Origin of the sequence: Fontivita pretiosa (assembly GCF_050410795.1) — a bacterium.
Classification (GTDB): Bacteria; Planctomycetota; Phycisphaerae; order Tepidisphaerales; family Tepidisphaeraceae; genus Fontivita; species Fontivita pretiosa.
On record NZ_CP191258.1, the window covers coordinates 4,662,854 to 4,686,329 of the forward strand.

The following is a 23,476-nucleotide window of genomic DNA, read 5'->3' on the forward strand; positions in this document are numbered from 1 at the left end:
ATGGATCGCGAATCGCTGAAGCGCGAACTAACGGAACAATTTCACCAATCTCTGGATCAGGCAATCAACGCCGTGGAACAAGCGCCGGACGGGTCGTGGATCGCGGCCAGCGAATGGCAGGTTCGCGAGTTGTTTCAGAAGCTGACGGCACAAGCCTTCGAGCGGATCCTGCAAGCGAAGTTGGACGCCGCCGAAACCAGCGGCGCTTTTTCCCCCTCCGCCCCTGGCGCAGGACAAGGGAAAGCGCGGGCTGGACGTGCTCAGCGCCGCCGGTGAGGTGCGTCTGCAGCGCAAATACTTCTGGGGCAAGCAAGCCGGCGGGTGCTGTCCCGGCGACGCGTTGGCGGGCGTGCAGCAGTCGAACGTGACGCCCGGGGCAAGGCAACTGTGCTGCCTGATGGGAATCGGCCAGGACTTCGATCAGTCCCGCCGAGATCTGAAGCGTGTGGGCGGGCTGTCGCTGAGCAAGGAACGGCTGCGTCAGATTACCGAAGGTGAAGGCCAGCACGTGCGGCAGGTGCGGGACTCGGGGCAGTTGCCGGCGGCCTGGTCGGCGGATCAGGCCAAGCTGCCCGATGGCAGCGGACGCACGCGAGCCTATGGCGGGGTGGACGGGGTGATGGCCCCGACGGTCACGCAGGCCGAGAAGCTCAAGCGTCGCCAGCAGCACGTGACCCGCCGCCAGCAGCGTGGCAAGGCGGGCGTGGGCAACGCCAAAGATCTGCCGCCGCCCAAGCCGGGCAGCGACGAGCGGTTCAAGGAGATGAAGATCGCGGTCTTCTACGATCAGGACAAGACCCACCGCCACGTGCTGGCGACGGAAAAGCTGAGCAAGGAGTTCGCCCCGCTGCTGGCCAGCTACGCCCGACAGATTGGCTTTGAGCGTGCCGATCAGACGATCTGCCTGTTCGACGGGGCCGTCTGGATCTATCGGCAGGTCTGCCTGGCGCTATTGTTCCTGCAGGTGATCCTGCTGGACTTTTACCATCTGGCCGAGCATGTGCACGCGACGGCGCGCTGTTGCCTGGGCGAAGGTCAGGCGGCCCGGTCCTGGGCTCACGATCGGCTGGCAGAAGCGAAACGTTCGGACGTGACGGGGATGCTGTCGGCGATCGCGGAGCTGGAGAAGCGGTCGCGTTCGCCGACCAAGAAGCAGAGCCTGCGCGGGCTGCGGAATTACCTCGAGCAACGGCGGGACATGCTGGACTACGCCCAGGCGTTGGCCGAAGGTTGGGACATCGGCTCGGGTCCGACCGAGGCCACGTGCAAGACGCTGACGCTGCGACTGAAGCGGCCGGGGATGAAGTGGGATCGTGACAATGCGGCGGCGATGATGAACCTGCTGGCCCTACGCGAGAGCGGGCAATGGGATGCCTATTGGGACCGTGAATCCCGCCGGGCCGCGTGATCCACAAAAGATGGCCACACCCGTCAAATCGCTCGGATGGAACCTGCTGCTGGTGGGCGTGGGCAGAAATACCGATGAAGCCGGCGCCGCCGACGCCTTCGATCAGTATGGCCTGATGGTGCAGGGCGGGGTGTTCGTCATTCCCAACCGTGCCGAGCTGTTTGCACGGTATGAGCTGATCGAGCTGGACGGGGTCTTTTCACCGACCGCCGCCGCCATCGACGACCAGCTCCATATCGTGACCCTCGGGATGAACTGGTTCTACTTCGCGCACAACCTGAAGCTGACGACAGACGTGATGTATCTGTTCAACGAGATCCCCGCGGGCAACACGTTCGTGGGCCTGCTGGCATCGGACGACGGTCCGCAATGGGTCTTGCGCACGGGACTGTCGCTGATGTTTTAGCCGAGCCAGGCGGCGCGCCCGGCGCGGTGCCGGGCGGTTGAGCTGCACAGGCTCAGGGAAGGTCCGGGTGCATGTCGGCAAAGTCGCGCTGGACATACCCGGACGAGGAGTACGAAGACTGAATCTGCTCCGGAGATTTGCCGGGCGTGACGGCACAACCGCCGGTCAGCAGGCTGACCAGCAACAGCGAAAGCAGACCGGTAAATGTGAATCGCATCGGAAGCCCTCCGCGGCAGATTGTATCACAGGTTTCCACGGCGTGCCGGCGAAATCGAAGGGTAGCCTCGCCGCTCCAAGGCCCGCCGGCCGCACAGGCCCCATGCCTTTCCCAATTTAAGGAGTCACCTCCATGCAGACCCGGAACCGGATGTTGATGACGGTGCTGTCGATCGTGGCGGCGGGGAGTCTTGTGGTGTGGTGGAGCGCGCGGGAGACGGTCCTGCCGGCGCGCGCCGGCGCATCGGCCACGCCGGGTGCATCTGCCGCGGGCACGGCGCAACGCGCGGCTCCCGTCGTCGCCACCCCAAAGCCCTCGCTCAACCGCAAATTCAGGATCCTGCACATCATGAGCTACGACTCGAGCTGGGCCGAATGGACGATGGGACAGTTCGAGGCCTTCAAAGAGCCGCTGGCCGACCTGGACGTGGAGTACAAGGTCTTCGAGATGGACGTGAAGCGCAACACCACGCCGGAATGGAAGGCCAAAGTTACCGCCGAGGCCAAACGGCTCATCGATACCTGGCAGCCTGATCTGGTGTACACGACCGACGACTTCGTGCAGTCGGCGGTGGTCAAGGACTATCTGAACCGCCCGCTGCCGTTCGTCTTCTCGGGCGTGAACGCCGATCCGTCGGTGTATGGGTTTTCCGGCAGCAGCAACGTGACCGGCGTTCTGGAGCGCGAGCACATCGTGCAGACGGCGAATCTGCTGAAGTCGATCGTGCCAACGGCGCGACGGATCGCGGTGCTCAGCGACCGGGGCGAGACCTGGCCGGCGGTCATCCAGCGCATCCGCCAGTCCGAGTCGCAGATGGGCCTGGAGATCATCAGCGTGGACGTCGTGGACACTTACGAGCAGTACCAGCAGACGGCGCGCAGCTACGTCGGCCGGGCCGACGCGATCATGACGCTGGGCGTGTACTCACTGAAGGACCCGCAGGGCCAGAGTGTGCCGATCGAGACGGTCATGCGCTGGACGTACGAGCAGATTCCGCTTCCGAACGTCAGCTTCTGGACCAACCGGGTCCCGCAGGGGCTGCTGTGCGCGGTGGCGATCTCCAGCTACGCCCAAGGACACCGTGCCGGCGAGATCGCCCGTCAGATCCTGGTCAACGGCAAGCGTCCCGCCGATTTTGCCATCGAGCCGACGATCCGCGGGACGCCGATCGTCAACCTTGCCGCGGCACGCAAGCTGGGGATCAAGGTTCCCTCGACCGTGCTGCTGACGGCCAAGGTCGTCAACAAGAACGAGTGGGAATGACCCGTCAGCCGCCGCTGACCGTGAGGCTGGGATGCGGACCATGAAGCTGGGCATACGCACGAAGGTGATCATCGTACCGGCGGTGATGCTGCTGGTGGCGGTGGCGGGCAGCGTGCTGCTCCTGGGCACTCGTCTGCGGGCCGAGTACGCGCGGTCGATGCACGAATCGGTGCGAGGCATCGCCGAGAACCTCAAGCTTCAGTTGGAACGGTTGTTCGAGCTGGGCTTTCCCCTGCACGACATCGCCGGTTTCGACGAACAGTGCCGCGAGATTCTCCGCCAGCACCCGCGGTTGTCCTACGCCTGCATCGTGGACGCCAGCGATGCCGTGCTCTTTGAGGCGCATCGTCATGCCGCGGAGGGTCCGACGCATCGTCACCGGGGGGAAATCGAGGGTCGAATCACGCGACTGGACATGTTCGCCGCCCAGGATCAGCGCGAGCACGACGTGGTCAGCGTGCCGATCAACGATCATTCCGGACGGACGGTGGCGCGCGCGGTCGTGGGGTTTCCGCGCGAACTGATCGATGCCAAGGTCAGGGAAGTCACGTACTGGACGGTGTCGGCGGCGGCGGCGGTGCTGGTGGTCACCACGGGGTTGCTGTGGATCGTGCTCTCGACGCAGGTCACCCGCCCGCTGTCGGCATTGCTCGATGCGATCGGTCAGATTCGCGCCAGCGGCGACCTGCACCGCACGGTGGCCATCAGCTCGCGAGATGAGATCGGGCAACTGGCCGACAGCTTCAACGGGATGCTCGGCGACATACGCGACCGCGACGGGCAGATCCGCAGGCATGTGGCGGAGCTTCAGAAGGCCCGCGACGAGCTGGAGCTGCGGGTCCAGCAGCGCACCGCCGACCTGAGCCGCGCCAACCAGGAGCTTCAGCAGGAGATGGCCCGTCGCCGACAGGCCGAGGCGCTGCGCGAGCAGATGCACGCGAATCTGGTGGAGGCTTCGCGAAAGGCGGGTATGGCGGATGTGGCGACGGGCGTGCTGCGCAACGTCGGCAACGTGCTGAACAGCGTCAATGTCGCTGCTCAGCTCATGCACGATGCACTGAAACAGAGCCAGCTTGCGTCGCTGGGTCTGGCGGTGCGGATGATCGAACAGCACCTTGCGGACCTGCCGCGGTTCATCGCCGACGACGAACGCGGAAAGCAGCTTCCGCTGTTTCTGTGCAAGCTGGGCAAACAACTGGAGCTGGAGCGTTCGGCGTGGCTGCGCGAGCTGGAAGGGCTCGTGCAGAACATCAATCACATGAAGGAGATCGTGAGCATGCAGCAATCGCTGGCGCGCGTCGCCGGCGCCACCAGCGACCTGCGAGTCGCCGACCTGATCGAGGACGCGCTGAAGATTAACCAGGCCGGGCTTCAGCGACATCAGGTGACGGTGCGGCGGAAATACATGCAGGCTCAGGACGGCGGCAGCGCCGGCGACGTCGTGATCCATTCCGACAGGCACAAACTGCTTCAGATCCTGATCAACCTGATTTCCAACGCCAAGTACGCGCTGACGGAATCGGAGCAGGCCGAGAAAGTGCTGACGCTTCGCGTCACGCAGTTGACCGATGCCGGGCAGGTCCGCATCGACGTGATCGACAACGGCGTGGGCATCGCTGCGGAAAACATGTCCAGGATCTTCCAGTTTGGCTTCACCACGCGTAGCACGGGACACGGATTCGGGCTGCACACCAGCGCGCTGGTGGCGAAGGAGCTTGGCGGGACGCTGGTGGCTGCCAGCGATGGGCCGGGACGCGGCGCCACCTTCAGCCTCACGATTCCGATCCGCCCAGGCAACAGTCCGGGCAACGACCAAAGCAGCACAACCGGAGCAGAGCCATGTGTTCCCAGGGCCAATGCCCAGGCGTAGACCAGCGTGACGGCCAGTGCCCGGCTGGGTCAAGCGCCACGGAGTCGGCCGGGGCTCAGGCACAGCAGAACGACCCGTCGGCGGTGCGTCGCATTCTGGTCATCGACGACAACGTCGCGATTCATCAGGACATCCGCAAGACGCTGTGCGGACCAGGCGCGCTCAGCATCACGGAAGCGGCCGGGGGCGCGGCCGGCGGATCGGGTGATCTGGCCGGGGAGTTGAGCCAGATGGCCGCAGTCCTGTTTGGCCAGGGCGCATCGGCGCCCAGTACCGGCTCAGCAGAACAGGGCGCCACTCCTGCTCCCGCGACACCCAGGCTTGTCTACCAGGTCGATGGCGCCGAACAGGGGCAGATCGGGCTGGAGAAAGTCATCGCCGCGCGGCGAAACGGCACGCCTTACCAGGTCGCCTTGGTCGATATACGCATGCCTCCGGGGTGGGATGGCGTGGAAACCATCGAAAGGATCTGGCAGGCCGATCCGGACATCCAGACGGTGATCTGCTCGGCCTATTCCGATTATTCCTGGAGCGAGATCCATCAGCGCCTGGGGGAGAGCGATCGGCTGGTCATTCTGAAAAAGCCGTTCGACACGGCGGAGATTTGCCAACTGGCCGCAGCGCTGACGGCCAAGCATCGCCTGGCGGCGGCAGCGCGGCTGAAGCTGGACGAGCTGGAAGCGAAGGTGGCTGAGCGGACGGCGGACCTGAAGCGGATCAACCAGCAGCTCGCCGAGGAGGTCGAGCAGCGCCGTCGCGCCGAGGCGCAGCTCCGACACGACGTGCTGCACGACCGGCTAACGTCGCTGCCCAACCGCGCGATGCTTCTGGACCGCATCGAACAGTGCATTCAGAAGCAAAAGGCCGATCCGGCTTTTCAGTTCGCCGCGCTGTTTCTGGACCTGGATGATTTCAAGGTTGTCAACGACAGCCTGGGACACGAGGCCGGCGATACGCTGCTGATCGAAGTCAGCCGTCGGCTGATTCAGGCGGTGGAGCAGTCGCGCGGGGATCCGTCGGCGCCACAGTTTGCCGAGGGGCTGACGGCACGGCTCGGCGGCGACGAGTTCGTCGTCCTGCTGGAGGGGCTGAGCAGCCCCGAACACGCTCTTGCGGTGGCGGAACGAATCAAGCAGCAGATGGCCGAGCCGATCAATCTGGCCGGGCGGGAGGTGGTGGTCAGCCAGAGCATCGGCGTAGCCAGCGGGCGTCCGCACTATGAACGCGCGGCGGAGATCCTGCGCGACGCGGACATCGCGGTCTACCAGGCCAAGGCCAACGGCAAGAACGGCTACGCGGTATTCGACGCCCGAATGCACGCCGAAGCCCAGCAGCGTCTGGAGCTTGAGATCGAGCTGCGCAAGGCCGTGCAGTCCGAGCAGTTCACGATCGTCTATCAACCGATCTTCTCATTGAGCAGCGGTCGGCTGGAAGGGTTTGAGGCCCTGTTGCGCTGGACCCACTCGACCCACGGAGTGATCCCGCCGCAGCGATTCATTCCCCTGGCCGAGAGCACCGGCCTGATCGGCTCGCTGGGAGCCTGGGTCATGCGTGAAGCGTGCCGGCAGGCGCTTCGCTGGCGGGTTCGCTTCGCCGAGCAGTACCCTGAGCTGTGGATCAGCGTCAATCTCTCCGGGCGGCAGCTTCAGATGAGCGACCTGCCGGACCAGATTGACCAGATCATCGCCCACAGCGGAGTGGATCGCTCGGCGGTGCGACTGGAGGTGACCGAGAGCGTGCTGATGCAGCAGGGGGACGGGTCGTTGGCGACGCTGGCAGAACTTCGCCGCAGGGGTCTGGCGCTGGCGATGGACGATTTCGGCACCGGCTATTCTTCGCTGAGCCGATTGCATCAGTTGCCGATCACCACGATCAAGATCGACCAGTCGTTCGTGCGCGAGATGAGTCTGAGCGGTCGCAGCTATACGGCGACGGTACAGGCGATCATCATGCTGGCGCACAACTGCGGGTTCAGCGTGGTGGCCGAGGGGGTCGAAACCCCCGACCAGCTCGCCCAGCTTCAGGCACTGGATTGCGACAGTGCGCAGGGATTCCTGCTGTCGCAGCCGCTGGACGTGGGGGCGGCCGAGGCGCTGCTGGCCCAGCCGGCGCAGCCGGGCGCCTGCCGACAGTTTCTGTATCGCCGGGCCGGTTAAGCTGCATTCGCCGCGGCAATCGCGTGGGTTACTTCCCGTCGGAGCTGACGATGACCAAACCCTTCATGCGCGGGTGATAAGCACAGGAATAGGCGAACCTGCCCGCCCGGGTGAATCGGAACGAAAACGATCCGCCGGGCTTGAGGTTGTCGGAATTGAACGATCCATCCGCCGCCACGACCGTGTGGTCGCGGTCGTCACGGTTGATCCAGACCACGGTGTCGCCAGCCTTGATTTCGAGACTTGCCGGTGAATAGGCCATCTGGTCGATAACGACGGTGTGCCTTTCGGCCAGCGCGTTGGTCGCGCCGGCCAGACACATCAGCCAAGCGAAGCAGAAGAAGCCTGATCGGATCATCGCGAATCCTGCAATACAGCAGACAATGACGGGGCGAGGTCCGTTGGGGCCGATTCGAGTTTGCGGGCCGGACAAGGGCCTGAGGTAGTATATCGACGATCCATGCCGGAAAAGATCATTCGAGACCCGGTGCACGATGTAATCGCGTTTCGCCTGGAGGACGCGACCGATGCGTTGCTGTTTCGGCTCTTGAATACCGTTCAATTCCAGCGGTTGCGGCGCATTCGGCAACTGGGGCTGGCGAATCTGGCTTATCCGGGGGCGGATCATTCCCGCTACGGGCACAGTTTGGGGGTCATGGAGACGGCCCGCAAGATGCTGGGCAGGCTCGCCGAGCAGGTCCCGGTGTCGCAGCATCAGATAACGATCTGTTTGGCGGCGGCACTGCTGCATGACCTGGGACACGGGCCATTCAGCCACGTCTTCGAGCGCGTCAGTGGAATCGATCACGAGCATCTCACGCAGCGGCTGATCCTGGACCCGGACAGCCAGGTGCATCAGGTCCTGATCGAACACGATGCGGCGCTGCCGCAAGCCATCGTCGCCCTGATGCGCTGTCAGCCGGTTCGAACCTGGCTGTGCGACATCCTGGCCAGCCAGCTTGACGCCGATCGCCTGGATTATCTGCTGCGCGACAACCTGATGACCGGCAGCAAGTACGGCGACTACGACCTGAGCTGGCTGCTGCGCGCGCTGACGATCGACGAGGCCAGCAACCGGCTGGCGGTGACGTGGAAGGGCATTAGCGCCGTGGAAGCCTACCTCCAGTCCCGATACCACATGTATCACAACGTCTACTTTCACAAGGTCGTCCGCAGCGCCGAGGGAATGCTGAAGCTGGCGCTTCAGCGGGCGCGGCGACTGGCGGTGCAGGGGCGACTCGACGGGCCGCACGCCAACAGCCCCGCGCTGAAGGCCCTGCTTGGCCAGCAACTCACGATCGAGCAGTTCAGCGAGCTGGACGATGTGTCCGTGATGCACTGCTTCAAGCTGTGGGCTGCCGGCGATGAGCCGGTTCTGGCGTCGCTTTGCCGCGGGTTGTTGTATCGCCGGCTGTTCAAGACGATCGATCTGAGTGGCATCGACGACCCGGCGACGATCGGTCGGATGGTTCAGGCCGTCGCGCAGGCAATCGCGTCGCAGGGCGGCGAACCGGCCTACGAAATGTTTTATGACGAGCCGTTTGACACGCCTTACGAAATCTATCAGCCCGAACAGCTCGAAACCACGCGAGGCATCCTGATCAAGGCGGCCGACGGCAGCGTGCGCGAGTTCGCCACGATTTCGCCGCTGATCGGCGGGCTCAGTCGGCAACTGATGTTTCGCCGACTGCACGTGGCGCCGCAGTGGGCAGAACTGGCGCAGACAACGCTGGGGCGGATTCAGTGAGCCGCTGGGCACGATCCACTGTTGCGGCACAGGCCAGTACTGTGCTGCATGCGAGCGCCCCAGGACTAACCGGCGCCGCGCCGCCCGCGCCGGGTCAGCAGCATGGCGGCGAGCAGGCCTGCCCCAAGCGCCGCCGGCTCGGGTACGACGCTGACAGGCAGGCCCAGCGCCAGCAGCGATTGGCTGAGCGAGCTGTGCGGTGCGGCGGCGATACCCGCTTGCCAGTTGCCCGCCAGCAGGTACAGGTCGCGGATGTCCACGAAGCCGGAATAGTCGAAGTCTCCGCCGGCCCAGGTGGCGCTGGTCTGCCAGTGGATCGCCAGCAGAGACAGGTCATCGGCATCGACCGCGCCGTCCAGGTTCGCATCGCCGGTCCATGTCGCGATCAGCAGGACCGAGCTGTTGTCGATCGTTTCTCCAGCGAAACTGCCCAGACCCAGATCACTGTTGTCCGCCAGGGCAAGAGACTTGGCCGGATTGGCCTGAGCGATGGAGCTGACGATTCGGCCGGAGCCGACCTGTGCCAGAAGAGCGTTGAAGGGCGATGCGGGGGTAAAGTAATCGACGATGACGGCGGCATCGGCGATATCGAGCAGGGCGCCCGCGGTGCCGACGCTCAGGCCGGCGGCGCGAAGCGTTCCGCCTGTGAGCATCAGCCTTGGCGCGCCGCCAGCCTCGCCCACGCGCACCGCGCCGTTCAGATTCAGGTGCTGGCCATTCAGTTGAAGCGTGATCGAGCCAGCGGCAGCGCGCAGGTCGTGTGCCGAGGCGTTGGCGGTGAGTGTGACGGTGTAGGTCGAGTCGAGGTTGAATACGGCGTCGTCGCCAGCGGTGGGCGGGGCGGCCAGGCTCCAGTTGCCGCCGGTCTGCCACTGTCCGCCTGCCGGCGCGATCCACTGCCCGCCGCCCAGCGGCAGGGGTTGCAGCAGAAACGCCATTGCCCCCTCGGGACGTCGTCCTGGACCGGCGACGTAGCGTGCGGTGTTGCCGCTGACCGCGGTGATGCTGTTCAGGCCTGTCCAGCCGGCGGGGCCGATCCCGCCGCTGACCAGATCGCCCAGATCATGGAAGCCGTCGTCCGCGGACCAGTAAAACGCCGCGTCGCCAGCAGGCGCGCCGCCGACGTACTTGCGATACCAGCCGAGCACCTGTCCGCTGTCGGTGATGAATTGCGGGCGAGTAAAGGCGGTTCCGTCGCTGCCCTGGGAGAAGACCAGAGGCGTGGTGATGTCGCTGTCATCGTCGTGAAACCACCCGGACTGCCCGCGGTCTTCGTCGCCCGGGCCGAAACGATCGCTCACTCCCGCCGCCTGGCCGGAGTCGTTCAATACCAGCACCTCGGAGTACCTGAACCCCGTTGTGGCGGTGTGCTGCGCGTCGGTCAGGCCGATGTGGCGAGTTGTTCCGTTGCTGTACAGCCAGGAGGAATAGCCGGCGTAGGTGTCGCCGACCTGTCGCTCGGCAAAGCCTGCGACTTGCCCGGCGTTGTTCACCAGCAGCGGGCCGTTGTCCTGATGGCCGCTGGCGTAAGTGTGCTCGCCATCCAGCAGCCCGATCCGCACGCTGCTGGCGCCGTCATACACCCAGGCCGATTCTCCAAGCCACTGCCCCGAAGCATCGAAGCGATCGGAGTAACCGGCGACATAGCCGGCGTCGCTGGCGACCGAAACATCGCTGTACTGATATCCGCCGGCGCCGGTGTGTTGTGAATCGATCAATCCGATTCGGGTGGTGACTGCGGCGCGGTACGCCCAGGCGCTGAGCCCCTGGTCATTGCCGCCGTTGTAGCGGTAGGAGATTCCCGCGACCTGCCCATTACGGCTGATGAACAGGGGGAAGCTGCTTTGGGAGCCGTCGGCATCGGTGTGAACGGCGTCGAAATAGCCGATGCGCGTGGTCAGGCCGTTGCTGTAGATCCATGCCGCATCGCCGGGAAACGCCCCGGGCAGGTACAGGTCGGAGTGTCCGATGGCCTGGCCGGATGCATTCAACCCCACCACGTCGGTGTACTCGTAACCATCACTGCGGGTGTAGTCGCCACCGAACAGGCCGATCCTTCGGGTGACGCCGTTGCTGTAGAGCCAGGCGGTCTGTCCCGGCGAGACGAAGCCGCCGTAGCGGTGGGAGATGCCCGCAGCCAGGCCTGCATCGTTGAGAAACTCGATTCGGCTGAATTGCGTGCCGTCGGTGTCGGTGTGGGTGGAGTCGGTGTAACCCAGGCGGATGTTGGTGCCGGCGCTGTAGAGCCAGGCGGAATACCCCGCCGCCAGCCCGCCGTTGAATCGTTGCGACTGTCCGGCTGCCTGTCCCAGGGCATTGAGCAACTGGGCGTGGCTGAGCTGGTAGCCGTTGGTGGCGTTGGTGTGCTCGGCGTCATACAAGCCGATCCGAAACGTCGTGTCATCGATGAAAATCCAGGCCGATTTGCCCAGATCGCTCAATCCGCCGTAGCGTTGTGACTCACCGATAGCGGTGCCGCCCGCGTTCAGCGCAGCCACGGAGCTTGCCCGTTGGCCGTCGGAACGGGTGTGCTGGGCATCGGTGAAACCGAGCGTGCGGATGAGATAGCTCGGCGTCGCCGCGGCGGTGATGTCGGGGCGACCCAGGATCGCGCAGGTCGCCGCTGCGATCAAGATGGCTGTGCCGCGGCGCGATCTTCGCGTGAACGTGCGTATTGGCGTTGGCATCTTCCTTCCCTCATGGCGGTGCGTCTCGAAGGCGCACGCAAGTGGTCCTCTTCATGTGAGGACCATGCGTTTGCGCACGTCCTGCGCGCCGGGTTCGATCTGCAGCGGCAGGATGAGATAGAACGTGGCGCCCTGGCCCGGCGCGCTTCGCAAACCGATTGTACCACCGAGCAGCCCGGTTAATTCCCGGGAAATCGCCAGTCCAAGCCCCGTGCCGCTGTGTTCGCGGGTGACCGAGCCATCAATCTGGCGGAATTTTTCGAATATGACGGCGTGCTTATCGGGGGGAACCCCAGGCCCGTGATCCGTCACGCTGATCTGAACGCGCTGTGCCGCAGTGGTGCTGGGCGCGTCAGCACTGCCGCTGCTCTGGCCGTTGCCTTCGGCGCTTACCAGCCGAGCGTCCAGCTCGATTGTCGCGTTGGCGGGCGAAAACTTGATCGCATTGGACAGAAAGTTGTACAGGATCTGCTGGAGCTTGGCCGGATCGGTCTGGATGATCGGCACGTCCGCAGCGATGGTTGGCACAATGGTCAGGCCCTTGGCGTCGGTCAGGGGCTTGAGCACGCTGCCCAGCGCCTCGAACAGGTCCGACAGCGACAGCGGCTCGACGCGCACTTCCATGCGACCGGCTTCGATCTTGGCCAGATCCAGCAGATCATTGATCAAATCCAGCAGGTTGTGCCCGGCGGTCAGGATGTTCTGAATGTACCGCATGGCCTTGGCCTGCGCGCCGGCGGCGCCCGGATCCTTGACCAGGTCCTTGAGCAGCTCGGCAAAGCCCAAAATCGAGTTCAGCGGCGTGCGCAGCTCGTGACTGACGTTGGCCAGAAATTCGCTCTTGAGGCGATTGGACTCATACAGCGCCACGTTGCTTTCGGCGAGCTGCCCCAGCTTCAGGTCCAGGCTCTTGTTGACGGCCCGGAGCTGATCGGCGCTGTTCTTCAGGTTCGTCAGCATCGTGTTGAACGTTTCGGACAAAACCTGAAACTCGTCGCCGGTATTGATGTCGGAGCGGATGTTCAAATCCCCGGCCGAAACCTTTTCGGCGGTTTCCTGAAGCACACGCACCGGCTGGAGGATCAGCCGGGTGGTCACCAGATAGAAGATGATGATCGCCAGCACGCCGGCGATCAGACCGGCGGTGAGGATGAACACGCGGTTGAGCAGCAGTTGCCGTGTGGAGATCTGCGAGGGGATGTCCACGCTGACCAGTCCCAGCAGCGGCGGATGCGAGGCGCTGGTCGTCGGGGATGTCGCTGGCGGGGATCGCGCCGAGGGGGCAGCGAACTGGGCGTCGTCGTCCGGGAGGATCGATGCGGCCGAGGCGATCGGCTGCGAGACGGCATGACAGTCGATGCACTCGGCGGTGGCGTACAGGGGCTGGGCGTAACGGTAGCCTGCGTCGGTGCCTTGAGACGTATCGTAGAATCGCGCGTAGAAGGCAAGTCTGGGATTTCGGATGAATCGCGCCAAAGCGGCATTCTCGAACCGCGTGATCCGCTGGAGGTCTCCCAGCCTGGCTACCCCGACCAGCCGCGGCGGAAGCACCGCCTGCCCATCGATGATCAGCGTCGGTTGCGTGCTCGGCGGCGGCTCGCCGTCGGTGGCTTCGGTCTGGGCATACAGCGGATGAGTCGTGGGCGACAGCCCCGCACGCGCGGCGCGCTGGCGGGTCACGTGATCGGCCACAACCGTCCGTGCCACGGCGGCGGCGGCCTTCTCGTTGAGCTGTTCGGTCAACTGTTCCATCCGCTGCCAGGGCACGAACAGCGCCGCCGAGATGATCAGGATCACCGCGGCGCCGAAGAGGATCTGGCACTTGGCCGCCAGCGAGATGTGCAGTTGCCGCCACCGCTTGAACATCGCGCGGCTGATTCTAGCACCGCCGCCGTGTCATGCGACAATTGGTGCGCTGGCCAGCGGCGGCGTTCGACCCGATCCCGAGGGATTGCCGGTCCAAAGGCCGCCCGGTGCCAGCAGCCGTCGCCGCGCGATAAAATAGGTATTGTGTGGCGATCCTGCCTTGTGGTATGACGATTAGTCCGGGCACGGAGGGCTCCGGCCGGACGTCTGGTTCCAATTGAGGGATACCCTATGTCAAACCTCGGTCGGGTTTTGGTCGTTGAGGACAACGAAACCGAACGCAAGGCCCTGGGGCAACTGCTCAAAGCGGAGGGTTTCACCGTCTTCGGCGCCGAAAGCGCCGACAAGGCGATGGGCTACATCGACGAGAACCCGGACGTCGTGCTCAGCGATCTGCACATGGGCGACGTCAGCGGCATCGACCTGCTTCACCTCTGGAAAAAACGCCGTCCCGAAACGCAGTTCATCCTGCTGACCGGACAGGGGAGCCTGAACACGGCGATCCAGGCGATCAAGAGCGGGGCGTATGACTATCTGACCAAGCCGGTCAACCCGGATGAGCTGGTGTTGCTGGTCCGCCGCGCTGTTGAAAGCATCCAGAAGGACAAGGAGCTGGAGCACCTGCGCCGGCGACTGGATCAGCGCTTCGGGCTGGAACAGATCGTCGGGCAGAGCAAACAGATGAAGGAGGTCTTCGCCAAGATCCAGCGCGCGGCGCCGGTGGACAGCACGGTGTTGATCCTGGGCGAAAGCGGCACGGGCAAGGAGCTGGTTGCCCAGGCGTTGCACCAGAGCAGCTTGAGGAAAAAAGGCCCGTTCGTGGCAGTGAATTGCGCCGCCGTGCCGGCAACACTGGTGGAAAGCGAGTTGTTCGGGCACGTGCGCGGGGCGTTCACCGGGGCGACGGATCGTCGAATCGGGCGATTCGAGCAGGCCGACGGGGGAACGCTTTTCATCGACGAGATCGGGGACTTTGAGCTGGGGCTTCAGGCCAAGTTGCTGCGTGTGCTGGAGTCATTGACGGTCACGCCGGTGGGGGGGCACGAGGATCGCAAGGTTGACGTGCGCGTGATCGCCGCCACCAGCCGCGACATCTGCAAAATGGTCGAGGAGGGCAAGTTCCGGGAGGATCTGTATTACCGGCTGAACGTGGTGCAGATCGCTCTGCCCCCGCTGCGCGAACGCCCCGACGATATTCCGCTGTTGGTCGAGCACTTCCTTAAGGAGATCAGCCAACAGAAGCACACTCCAATGAAGCGTGTTTCTCCGGAGGTGATGCGTCGCTTCCAGCAATACCGCTGGCCGGGCAATGTCCGTGAGCTGCGCAACACCCTGGAGAGCATGATGGTCTTGGCCGAGGGCGATGTGCTGACCGAGCGCGATCTGCCGGAGCGGATTGCCGGTGGAACCGCGCCCGTGGCCACGGTTCACGAGATCCCCGCGGGGCTGACCATGGAGGAGTTGGAACGCCTGGCCATCACCAAGGCCCTGGATCAGTTCCATGGCAACCGGACGCATGCGGCGAATCGTCTGGGCATCTCGGTTCGCACACTTCAGCGGAAGCTGCGACAGTATGAGTTGGAACGCCGTGGCAAGTCTTTTCCAAACGATGTCTTGACGCAGGCATGACAAAAAGTCCGACAGAATGACGGATTGTCGGACATTTCGTCGGTTGGGACGTGCCGCCGGGCCGCCACACAATCCAAAACTGCCGATCTGACGCGCCCTGAAGCCCGCCAAGGCCATCGTCGGCCCCTCATCGTTTTGCAGCGGCGATTGGTACGGCCTTTGCCTCATCTGCTCCTTCGAGACGTGGTTTTCGCCTAAGTCTCCAAATGAAGGAGCTTTACGATGAGCATCAGCATGGAGCGCTTCGCGTCACATGGGCAGTTTGCCACGTACGATCCGTTTGCTCATACTCCCCGGCCGATCGCGATCTTCACCCTGCAATGCCGGCACTGTGGTTTCGAACCGGATGACGCGGTTGTTCCGCCAAGGCTCTGTCCAAAGTGCCACGGCCAAGCTTGGGAGCGTTTCGCTAAGCCGGGCAGCATTCTCGCTAACGCCGAGCGTTATTGATTGATCGACGCGACCCCTCAGCGGGTCGAACACAGCTTCCAGGAAAACTCGTGACCTGCGACGGCCTGCCGACCATGCACGCCGTCGCTTTTTTTGCGCTGTTACTGGCATCCTCAGCCAAGGTGGGGCATTGCGGGCAGAAACCCTTTGAACCAATGCATCCCGGCCGTTAGGCTGTCATGGCTGATCCTGCGGACGCGACCATCGGGGTGGCGGTCATCGACGGCCGGTCGCTGCTTAGAACGTTGCCACCAACAGGGTCTATTGCTCCAGTCTTGCCACACTGATTGACCACGCATCTGGGAAGATGCTGGCGGGAGAATGTCATGCGCGGATACAAACGTGTGCGGGGACCGGCGGCGGCGCGGGCAGCGCTGCTGGCGGTGGGATATGCGGCGGCGGGCATGACGACGCACCACCTGGCTACGCCCGCCCTCGGGCAGATCACCGCAAGCTGGCTGAACGACGTCTCGGGAACCTGGACAAATCCAACGGCCTGGTCAACTGCCGTTTACCCGAACAACGACACTCCGACCCCCGGCGATGCCTACGACGTGATCATCGACGCGACTGGCAATAACTACAGCATCACACTCGATAGCGATGTGACGATCAACTCGCTGCTGATTAACTCGCCGAACGCAACGCTGACGCAACTGCTTGGCGTGTTGACGCTGGTGAACGGCGGGACGGTGGCCTCGGGCGTATACCACCTTTACGGCGGGATGCTCACGGGCGGTGGGACGTTCACGATCAACAGCGCGATGGAGTGGGGCGGCGGGACGATGGCGGGCACCGGGCGAACCGTCGTCGCCAGCGGAGGGGTCATCAGCGCCTGGTCCAGCCAATCGCGCACCCTCTCTCGCATCCTGGACAACAGTGGCACCTTCAGCCTCACCGGCGGAGCGATGATGTTCAGCAGCGGTACGCTGCTGAACCGAAGCAGTGGCGTGGTGAACGTCAGCATCCCGAGCATCCTCAACGTCGGCTCGTCGCTCGTCTCGAACTTTGGGACGATGAACTTCAGCACGACCGGCTTTGGCACGCTCGTCGTCGTCAACGTCCCGGTTGTCAACACCGGCACGATCACCTCCCTGTCCGGCACGCTGGGCATCGGCAGCTCCGGCCTGATTCACAACGGCGGCTCGGTTCTCCGCGGGCCAGGGGCGTTCGACTTCAGCGGATGGCAGATGCTCAGCGGCGGCGCAACGACGTTCGCCGGGGCGAACATGGTTCTCAACGGCTTTGTGTTCGGTCCGGGGCAGCTCAATCTGACGGGGACGCTGCACTGGAACAGCGGCACGATCAGCGGCGTAGGTTCGGTTGGCGGTGGCGGGATGATGACGGTGGCGCCAGGCGGGGTGCTCAACATCGGCGCGACGGGAAGCTTTGTTTCCCGCACGCTCGGGCGAACGCTGGACAACAGCGGCGTGACCAACATCCACGCCGGGACGCTCGGCTTTTCCATCGCAACACTTAACAACCAGCCGGACGGAGTGATCAACCTCATGGCCGACAGCTTCAACGGGGTCAACCTCGCTCCGACCAGCACGAACGCGGGACTGCTGACCAATCAGGGGACGATCAACAGCTTCGGCCCAAACATGACATCGATTCTGGTGCCCGTGGTCAATAGCGGAACGATCATCGCCAACGGAGGGACCCTGCTGTTCGAGGGGATAGCGGGTTTCTCGACGTTTACCCACAGCGCCGGCTCGACATTGGCCGGACCGGGGCGGATCGACCTCGGCAGTATCAGCACCGCCGCGACGCACGTGGTAAGCGGGACCACCCGTTTTGCGGGCGGGAACATCAATCTCAATGGTGGGTCGGTCATCGGCGCGGGGGACCTCATCGTGAGTGGGGCGCTCAACTGGAACGCCGGCACCATCGCCGGGACCGGTTCGGCATCGGCCGCGATGAACATCGCCTCCGGCGGGGTGCTGAACCTGCCTGCCGGCTCCGCACCGCGATTCTTGTCCCGCACGATCCAGAACAGCGGGCAATTCAACTTCGCCAGCGGGACGCTGAGCTTCGGCAGCTTCGGCGCGATCAACAACCTGCCCGACGGGGTGATGAACCTCAACGCCGGCGCGACGTTCATCGCGACGGGCGCAACCGCGCCGATGATCTCCAACCAGGGACTGATCAACTTCTACCCCGGGGGCAGCTTTTCCAGCGCCATCAGCTCGCTGCTCAACAGCGGCACGCTGATGGTGCACGGCGGGACGCTCAACTTCGGCTCGAGCGTCACTCACTCCGCGGGATCGACAATCGCGGGAACAGGCTGGATCGACCTGGGCGGCGCGCAGGGCTCGGCCTCGCAGACGCTCAATGGCACGACCTACTTCAATGGCACGAACATCAACATGCTATCGCCAGGGGTCTCGATCGTCGGGCCCGGCGCGCTGGTGCTCAACGGCACCTTCAACTGGGCCAACGGCACCATCAGCGGCACGGGAACCACCAGCGCGGTGATGACCATCGCGCCCGGCGGGGTGCTGCACCTTACAGGCACCTTCACAAGTGGTCGCACACTGAACCGCACCATCAACAACAGCGGCGTGATCAACTTCAACACCGGAACGATCGGCACAGGCATTTTGGCCATAGGCTCGCAGGGACTGATCAACAACCTGGCCGACGGGGTCGTGAACCTCAACCGAGGTGCGACGTTCAACTCGTTCAGCGGGCTCAATCCGTTCCTCTTCAACAGCGGCACGATTCACGTTCTGGCAGGAGCTGGCTCGGTGCAGTTTGCGACGCTCGCGACCAACGGCGGCACGATTACCGCGAACACCGGCTCGCTTCTGCTCGGATCGCAGTTCAGCTCGTCCACGCTTACGCACAATGGCGGGTCGGTACTCAACGGCCCGGGTACCATCGAGTTCGGCGCCGGCACGCAACTGTTCAACGGCGACGCAACCCTGGCCGGAACCAACATGATCGCCGGCACGGCTTCGGCACGCTTCCTTGGGCCGGGGCATCTGACGCTCAGCGGCAACTTGGATTGGCGCGGCGGGATCGTCGAAGGCGCGGGGGCGATGACGATCGCCGGCACCGGGCGGCTGGACCTGGGACTCCAGACCGGCACGCGCGCGCTCACGCGGCAAACGGACAGTTTCGGCCTGATCGACTTCTCGGCCGGGTCGCTGTTGCTCGGCACCACGCTCACCAACCGTGCAGGCGCGACGATCAACATCGCCTCGCCGCAGAACTTCCTGGCCAGCGGCGGTTCGGCGCTGCTGATCAACGAAGGCACCATGAACCTGGCCAACGGATCCATCGGAATCACGGTGCCGTTCGTAAACCTCGGAGTGGTGAACGTGCTGGGCAGCGCCACGCTGACGAACTATAGCGGCTCGTTCACGGTGATCGGACAGGTCCACGGGACGACGAACAACCAGGCGATCGTGACCCTGGGCGGCGCGGCGCGGGTGGACGCAATCGACGGCACAGGACAGGTCATTGTCGCCACCGACGCCAACGCCATCGCCACGCGTGTTCGACAAAGCCGCCTGACCCTCAGCGCAGACTCGACGCTTCAGATCGAGCCGAAAGGCGACGCCGACGGCGTGAGCATCATCGGCCAGTTCATCGCTCCGCATAGCGCGCGGTTTGACCTGACCGACAACGGGCTGGTCTACGACTTTGCCGACACCAGCGACGGCACGGCTGAGCTGGCGGCGGTTCGGGACTGGATCGCGGTCGGGCAAATCACCAGTTCGCTTGGCATCGGGGTCAGGCGACTGGGCAGCGTCAACAACATGACCTTCGGTGCTGGCCAGTTCATGGGGATCGCTGTGGATCCGAGCAGCATCCTGGTCAAGTACACCTGGGCGGGCGATGCGGACCTCAGCGGAGCGGTGGATATCCGCGACCTGTATCAACTCGCGCTGAACTGGCAGAGCACATCGGCGGTATGGACCAGCGGGGACTTCAACTATGACAACGTCGTGGACGCGATCGACCTGGACCTGCTGACGAGCAACTGGCAGGCAGGAGCTGCGGCATTGAGCGAAGCGCTGGCGGGGCTGGGACTGCCGCACGGGAGCCTGCCCGACCCCGCCGGCGCTGCGGCGATTCTGGCCCTGTACGCGCTGAGGATACGGTCGCGATCGCCGATCCGTTGACAAGCCGCCATCAGTTCTTCCGGCCAGGCGATGAAATCATGGTGTCGATCCAGCCGGACAGTCACTATGATGACGCGAGCCACTCGCGCGGCCATGGCATGCGCAAGCCTCTCGCCGGCATGAAAACAGAGCTACCCATCATCGATGCCGACACGCTGGAAAGGCGGCACTACGCCCTTCAGGATGCCAACTACAGCCTGACCTGCATCGTGGACACGAACGGTGATGCCCAGGAGCGGTACACCTACACGCCGTACGGGGTCCGCAGCATCATGGACGGCAGCTTCGGCGCACGCGGCTCGTCCAGCTTCGACTGGAACATCGGGCACCAGGGGCTGATGCACGATGAGGAGAGCGGGCTGGTGTACAACCGAACACGGGACCTAAGTGCTCAGCTCGGCAGATTCCTGCAGAGGGATCCGGCAGGATACGTGGATGGGTTAAATTCGTACCAATATCTCAGAGATGCCCCCATTGATCTGCTCGATCCATATGGTTTGGAAGTGAAGGACTGTGACAAGATTAGCGTGAGTGGTAAAGTCACTCCTGCGATTGGTCTGCCGTTCTCAGTCGGTGCGTCGTTCCACGTCGATGCTCGTTTCGCATGGAAAGTCAATGGTCAAAGATGCCAGATATGTTGCCCGGACGGCTCGTGGGGTCGGAAGATCTCAATCAGTGGTCAAGTCTCTGGCTACCTGTCGGCCAGCGGGACATTTGGCTACGGCTTCGACCAAGTGTTCCACGGCGTCGAAGTGAGCGCTTTTGTTGGGATCCAGCTGACACTGAAGGTCGAAGGCAGTGGCGGCGGCTCGGCCGAGTGGACTACGTGCGACAAGCCTGACGGCAGGATTAATTTCTGTGTCGACCTTTCTGCCTCGCTAACTCTCCGGGGTTTCGCCGAGGCCAAGATCGGTTGGTGGCTCAAGTATGGGGTCGGAGTGGAACTGGCAGCGACAGGTAGCACGACCGGATATAAGATTTGCTTCAGTTGCGGCAGCGGCGGTTGTTCCCTCGAGGATTGGCAGCAGGGCGAATGGAAAATCTCGGGAACGGCCAAGGCCTGTTTCTGGAAGGCGTGCTACACACACGAGTGGATCTGGTATCAAAGCTGACGCGGCAGGTGCAGTGGATTGTAGGTCACACAGGGCATGGCAACAGGCATGATTTCAGGCAGTCCGGGGAAGCTGTAGCGAACTGGAGTACCCCTTGCCCAAAAACCCTTCAGCGTTCGCAGAGTGGCTGAGCGGAGAATGCCAGTACCAGAATCCGCCTCACTGGACTTGGCAAGCTTCCTCGTCCGGAGTGGAAATAATACCGAGCTATCGAACAGTGATTCTAGTGACGTCAACGGTAGGCGTGTGCTGCGCCGGTATCTTAATCTTTTTCATCTGGAACCAAGCCCCTTGGAATGAGAAGGATGCGTTTAGCAGCTGCTTCAAGCTCATCACAATCGCTATTGTGGGGACAGGCTGCGGCTCAATCTCAGCGGTAATGCTATTTGTCCTGGCGCGCGCGCTGAAAGATCAGCGGAAAGGTCCGTACTTGGTGTACTCGATTTTGTCTGGAACCGTCAGGCTCCCGCGCGAGAAAATGGTTTTCAGGAAGGCGGAGGTGTTAGGCTGGCGAGTCGTGACTGGAAACTGGGTCGGACCCGATGGCCACCAAACGAAGTGGCGCGATGCGATATCGGAACTCCAACTCATCGTGCAGACGGGTGATGGACCGATGGCCTACGCGGTGGTCGGGTGGTGTCGCATTGCCCTAACTGAAACGGTGCACGAGCTTGCCCAGGCAACGGGCTTTCCGCTGGAGATCGTCGAACAACGTCAAGGGGTCGAGAGGGTTGCCTCGCAGAAGTTCGGAGAGTGGGACTAACATGAAGGCAAACTCAACCTGACGAAGCCCAGAGGGCTGCGGGTGCGTCGCACGCCGTGAGGGGTTCTGTGCTTGACGCCAGCGGAATTCGCGGCCGAGGCCAAGTAAGCGACGGCGAAGCGGAACATGAGATCGCGAACTACGCTAGAATCTTCAGCCCCGGCTGGGGCAAAGAGATTCTCGGTGTCAGCACTCAGACGTAAGCGGCACACGCCGGAACAGATCATCGCCAAGCTGCGTGAGGATGACCCGCGACCGGGTGATCAGCTTCGGAACCGGCGTGGACCAGACGGTCAAGCGGATCAGTTACGGTTGGCACTACCGCCACGCACAGGGGACGTGGCTGCTGGACAGCGTCAGCAGCTACGACAACGCCACGGTGGGCAGCGGCACGATCCTCAACCAGGTCGTCAGACGTCACAGCGACTTCAACCAGCTCAAGCAGGAGTTCCAGGAGCACGCCGGGGCCGCCGACACCGATCCTTCGGGCGGCACCAGCCTGCAGGTGGAGTACAGCTACGGCGACGGCTCGGACAGCACGAACCACATTCGCCCGACGAGCATCACCTATCCCTCCGGGCGGGTGATCAGCTATGATTACGGCAGCACCGGAGCGACCGACGACGTGCTGAACCGCATCGCCAGCATCAAGCAGAGCGCCACGACCTACGCCAGCTACACGTACCTGGGCGGCGGCTCGATCGTGCGGCGGAATCATCCCCAGCCGCAGGTCCGCCTGGACCTGTGGGGCGGCACCAGCGGCACCTACTCCGGCCTGGACCGCTTCGGGCGGGTGGTGGATCAGCTCTGGCGGGACTACGGGGCCAGCGCCGACCGCGAGCGCTTCGGCCACGGCTACGACCGAAACTCCAACCGGATCTACCGGGACCACACGGTCACCTCGGCCAAGGACGAGTACTACGCCTACGGGGGCCAGCAGTCCCCTGGGGGGTCAATCGGATCATCTTCCCGCGGAGCCGATGTCGATGCGGCATCCAAAGCAGGCACGACGGCACTATCACCCTTCATTCCGTTACTGACTGTTGCGCGAGGTGAAGATGGAAATGATTAAATTAAGCATAGCATTCATGGGGTTGTGCACAATGTATTGCGCGGTCTCCGGATGCACAGCCACTGAGCGTGGGGGGTCAGAGGCGAAAACCGACGCCGAGTTACTATATCAATTGGGCTGGAAAGCTGCGGAGCAGGAGATTTCACAGGGCACTCTGGTCATTTATGGCGTATCCTTCGCTGGCGGAGAGCCGATCGACGCCGATACGGGACTTCCAGTCATCTGGATAAGCGGCTGCTTACGCCTCCACGACGATCCGTATGTACGCGGTCACAACGATCGTGTTCGGCAATACGTTGAGTCCAATCCTTCGACGAGGCCTCGACCCTAATCCGTAGGCCAGAAAGGATGAGGTCCACAGTGACACCGACGCTTTCTGGTTTCTGACGCGGACGGAACAGGTAATGGGGATACATGAATTCATTTCATGCGAGGAGCCAAAGCGCGGCGAGCCCACCAGCCCTGATTTCGACTGCTTTGGCAAACAGCCTTGGCCGCCCGCTGTAGATGGACCGTTTTGGTGCGGACCGGGATACGTGCAGCGAGAACCCATCGGGAATCGCTTCAATACAAGATACTGCGGGCCACAGCTTGTGTGTCCGAAGGACAAGGAACGCATGTGCAAGGAAGGGCCCTCAGAAGTACCGTGTTCTTTCCTCATCGATAACTGCCAGTCCTGGGCGCAGTGCAGGACCAG

The 23,476-nt window shown here is 63.4% G+C and carries 17 protein-coding genes; 13 read left to right on the plus strand and 4 right to left on the minus strand.

The genetic code is table 11. The features are described 5' to 3' along the window. Genes ACQS5P_RS18865 through ACQS5P_RS18875 form a run of 3 tightly spaced genes read left to right on the plus strand, consistent with a single transcriptional unit; the run spans position 1 to position 1,814 of the window. Positions 1 to 276, plus strand: a complete 276-nt coding sequence (locus ACQS5P_RS18865) for a hypothetical protein (RefSeq protein ID WP_428937056.1) — start codon at positions 1 to 3, stop codon at positions 274 to 276. Then, positions 257 to 1,408: a hypothetical protein gene (locus ACQS5P_RS18870; RefSeq protein WP_428937057.1), complete on the plus strand. Its 1,152-nt coding sequence runs from the start codon at positions 257 to 259 to the stop codon at positions 1,406 to 1,408. The genes ACQS5P_RS18865 and ACQS5P_RS18870 overlap by 20 nt, the downstream gene beginning before the upstream one ends. A 10-nt stretch (positions 1,409 to 1,418) precedes the next feature. After that, the gene (locus tag ACQS5P_RS18875) at positions 1,419 to 1,814 is read left to right on the plus strand and encodes a hypothetical protein (RefSeq protein WP_428938167.1); all 396 of its coding nucleotides are present in this window, start codon (positions 1,419 to 1,421) and stop codon (positions 1,812 to 1,814) included. A gap of 52 nt (positions 1,815 to 1,866) precedes the next feature. Here the strand turns inward: ACQS5P_RS18875 and ACQS5P_RS18880 are convergent, their stop codons facing one another. Further along, on the minus strand, positions 1,867 to 2,031 hold the full coding sequence (locus tag ACQS5P_RS18880) for a hypothetical protein (RefSeq protein ID WP_428938168.1): 165 nt from the start codon (positions 2,029 to 2,031) through the stop codon (positions 1,867 to 1,869). A gap of 132 nt (positions 2,032 to 2,163) precedes the next feature. On the opposite strand from ACQS5P_RS18880, the gene ACQS5P_RS18885 reads away from it, so the two are divergent. The 3 genes from ACQS5P_RS18885 to ACQS5P_RS18895 are packed head-to-tail and all read left to right on the plus strand — an operon-like array spanning position 2,164 to position 7,320. Beyond that, positions 2,164 to 3,294: an ABC transporter substrate-binding protein gene (locus tag ACQS5P_RS18885; protein ID WP_428938169.1), complete on the plus strand. Its 1,131-nt coding sequence runs from the start codon at positions 2,164 to 2,166 to the stop codon at positions 3,292 to 3,294. Positions 3,295 to 3,334: 40 nt separating this feature from the next. Then, positions 3,335 to 5,164: a sensor histidine kinase gene (locus ACQS5P_RS18890; RefSeq protein WP_428938170.1), complete on the plus strand. Its 1,830-nt coding sequence runs from the start codon at positions 3,335 to 3,337 to the stop codon at positions 5,162 to 5,164. Beyond that, positions 5,134 to 7,320, plus strand: a complete 2,187-nt coding sequence (locus tag ACQS5P_RS18895) for a putative bifunctional diguanylate cyclase/phosphodiesterase (protein WP_428938171.1) — start codon at positions 5,134 to 5,136, stop codon at positions 7,318 to 7,320. The genes ACQS5P_RS18890 and ACQS5P_RS18895 overlap by 31 nt, the downstream gene beginning before the upstream one ends. Before the next feature lie 28 nt (positions 7,321 to 7,348). Here ACQS5P_RS18895 and ACQS5P_RS18900 read toward each other — a convergent pair whose 3' ends face one another. Further along, entirely contained in the window at positions 7,349 to 7,678 is a 330-nt protein-coding gene (locus ACQS5P_RS18900; RefSeq protein WP_428938172.1) for a cupredoxin domain-containing protein, read from the minus strand. A 102-nt stretch (positions 7,679 to 7,780) separates the two neighbouring features. Between ACQS5P_RS18900 and ACQS5P_RS18905 the strand changes: the two genes are divergently transcribed. Next, on the plus strand, positions 7,781 to 9,067 hold the full coding sequence (locus tag ACQS5P_RS18905) for an HD domain-containing protein (RefSeq protein WP_428938173.1): 1,287 nt from the start codon (positions 7,781 to 7,783) through the stop codon (positions 9,065 to 9,067). Between the two features lie 65 nt (positions 9,068 to 9,132). On the opposite strand, the gene ACQS5P_RS18910 is transcribed toward ACQS5P_RS18905, so the two are convergent. Both ACQS5P_RS18910 and ACQS5P_RS18915 read right to left on the minus strand, forming a co-directional pair. After that, positions 9,133 to 11,754: a hypothetical protein gene (locus ACQS5P_RS18910; RefSeq protein ID WP_428938174.1), complete on the minus strand. Its 2,622-nt coding sequence runs from the start codon at positions 11,752 to 11,754 to the stop codon at positions 9,133 to 9,135. A gap of 51 nt (positions 11,755 to 11,805) precedes the next feature. Continuing rightward, positions 11,806 to 13,620, minus strand: a complete 1,815-nt coding sequence (locus ACQS5P_RS18915; protein WP_428938175.1) for an ATP-binding protein — start codon at positions 13,618 to 13,620, stop codon at positions 11,806 to 11,808. A gap of 231 nt (positions 13,621 to 13,851) precedes the next feature. On the opposite strand from ACQS5P_RS18915, the gene ACQS5P_RS18920 reads away from it, so the two are divergent. The 6 genes from ACQS5P_RS18920 (at position 13,852) to ACQS5P_RS18945 (ending at position 22,779) form a co-directional block, all read left to right on the plus strand. Next, the gene (locus ACQS5P_RS18920) at positions 13,852 to 15,249 is read left to right on the plus strand and encodes a sigma-54-dependent transcriptional regulator (RefSeq protein WP_428938176.1); all 1,398 of its coding nucleotides are present in this window, start codon (positions 13,852 to 13,854) and stop codon (positions 15,247 to 15,249) included. 222 nt (positions 15,250 to 15,471) lie between these two features. After that, positions 15,472 to 15,699, plus strand: a complete 228-nt coding sequence (locus ACQS5P_RS18925; protein ID WP_428938177.1) for a hypothetical protein — start codon at positions 15,472 to 15,474, stop codon at positions 15,697 to 15,699. A gap of 326 nt (positions 15,700 to 16,025) precedes the next feature. After that, complete coding sequence (locus tag ACQS5P_RS18930) at positions 16,026 to 19,832, plus strand: beta strand repeat-containing protein (protein ID WP_428938178.1); 3,807 nt, start codon at positions 16,026 to 16,028, stop codon at positions 19,830 to 19,832. Positions 19,833 to 19,870: 38 nt separating this feature from the next. Beyond that, positions 19,871 to 20,944: an RHS repeat domain-containing protein gene (locus ACQS5P_RS18935; protein WP_428938179.1), complete on the plus strand. Its 1,074-nt coding sequence runs from the start codon at positions 19,871 to 19,873 to the stop codon at positions 20,942 to 20,944. A 226-nt stretch (positions 20,945 to 21,170) separates the two neighbouring features. Continuing rightward, positions 21,171 to 21,707 (plus strand): hypothetical protein, encoded by a 537-nt coding sequence (locus tag ACQS5P_RS18940; RefSeq protein ID WP_428938180.1) that lies wholly within the window; start codon positions 21,171 to 21,173, stop codon positions 21,705 to 21,707. A 244-nt stretch (positions 21,708 to 21,951) separates the two neighbouring features. Continuing rightward, complete coding sequence (locus ACQS5P_RS18945; RefSeq protein WP_428938181.1) at positions 21,952 to 22,779, plus strand: hypothetical protein; 828 nt, start codon at positions 21,952 to 21,954, stop codon at positions 22,777 to 22,779. Positions 22,780 to 23,476 lie beyond the last annotated feature (697 nt).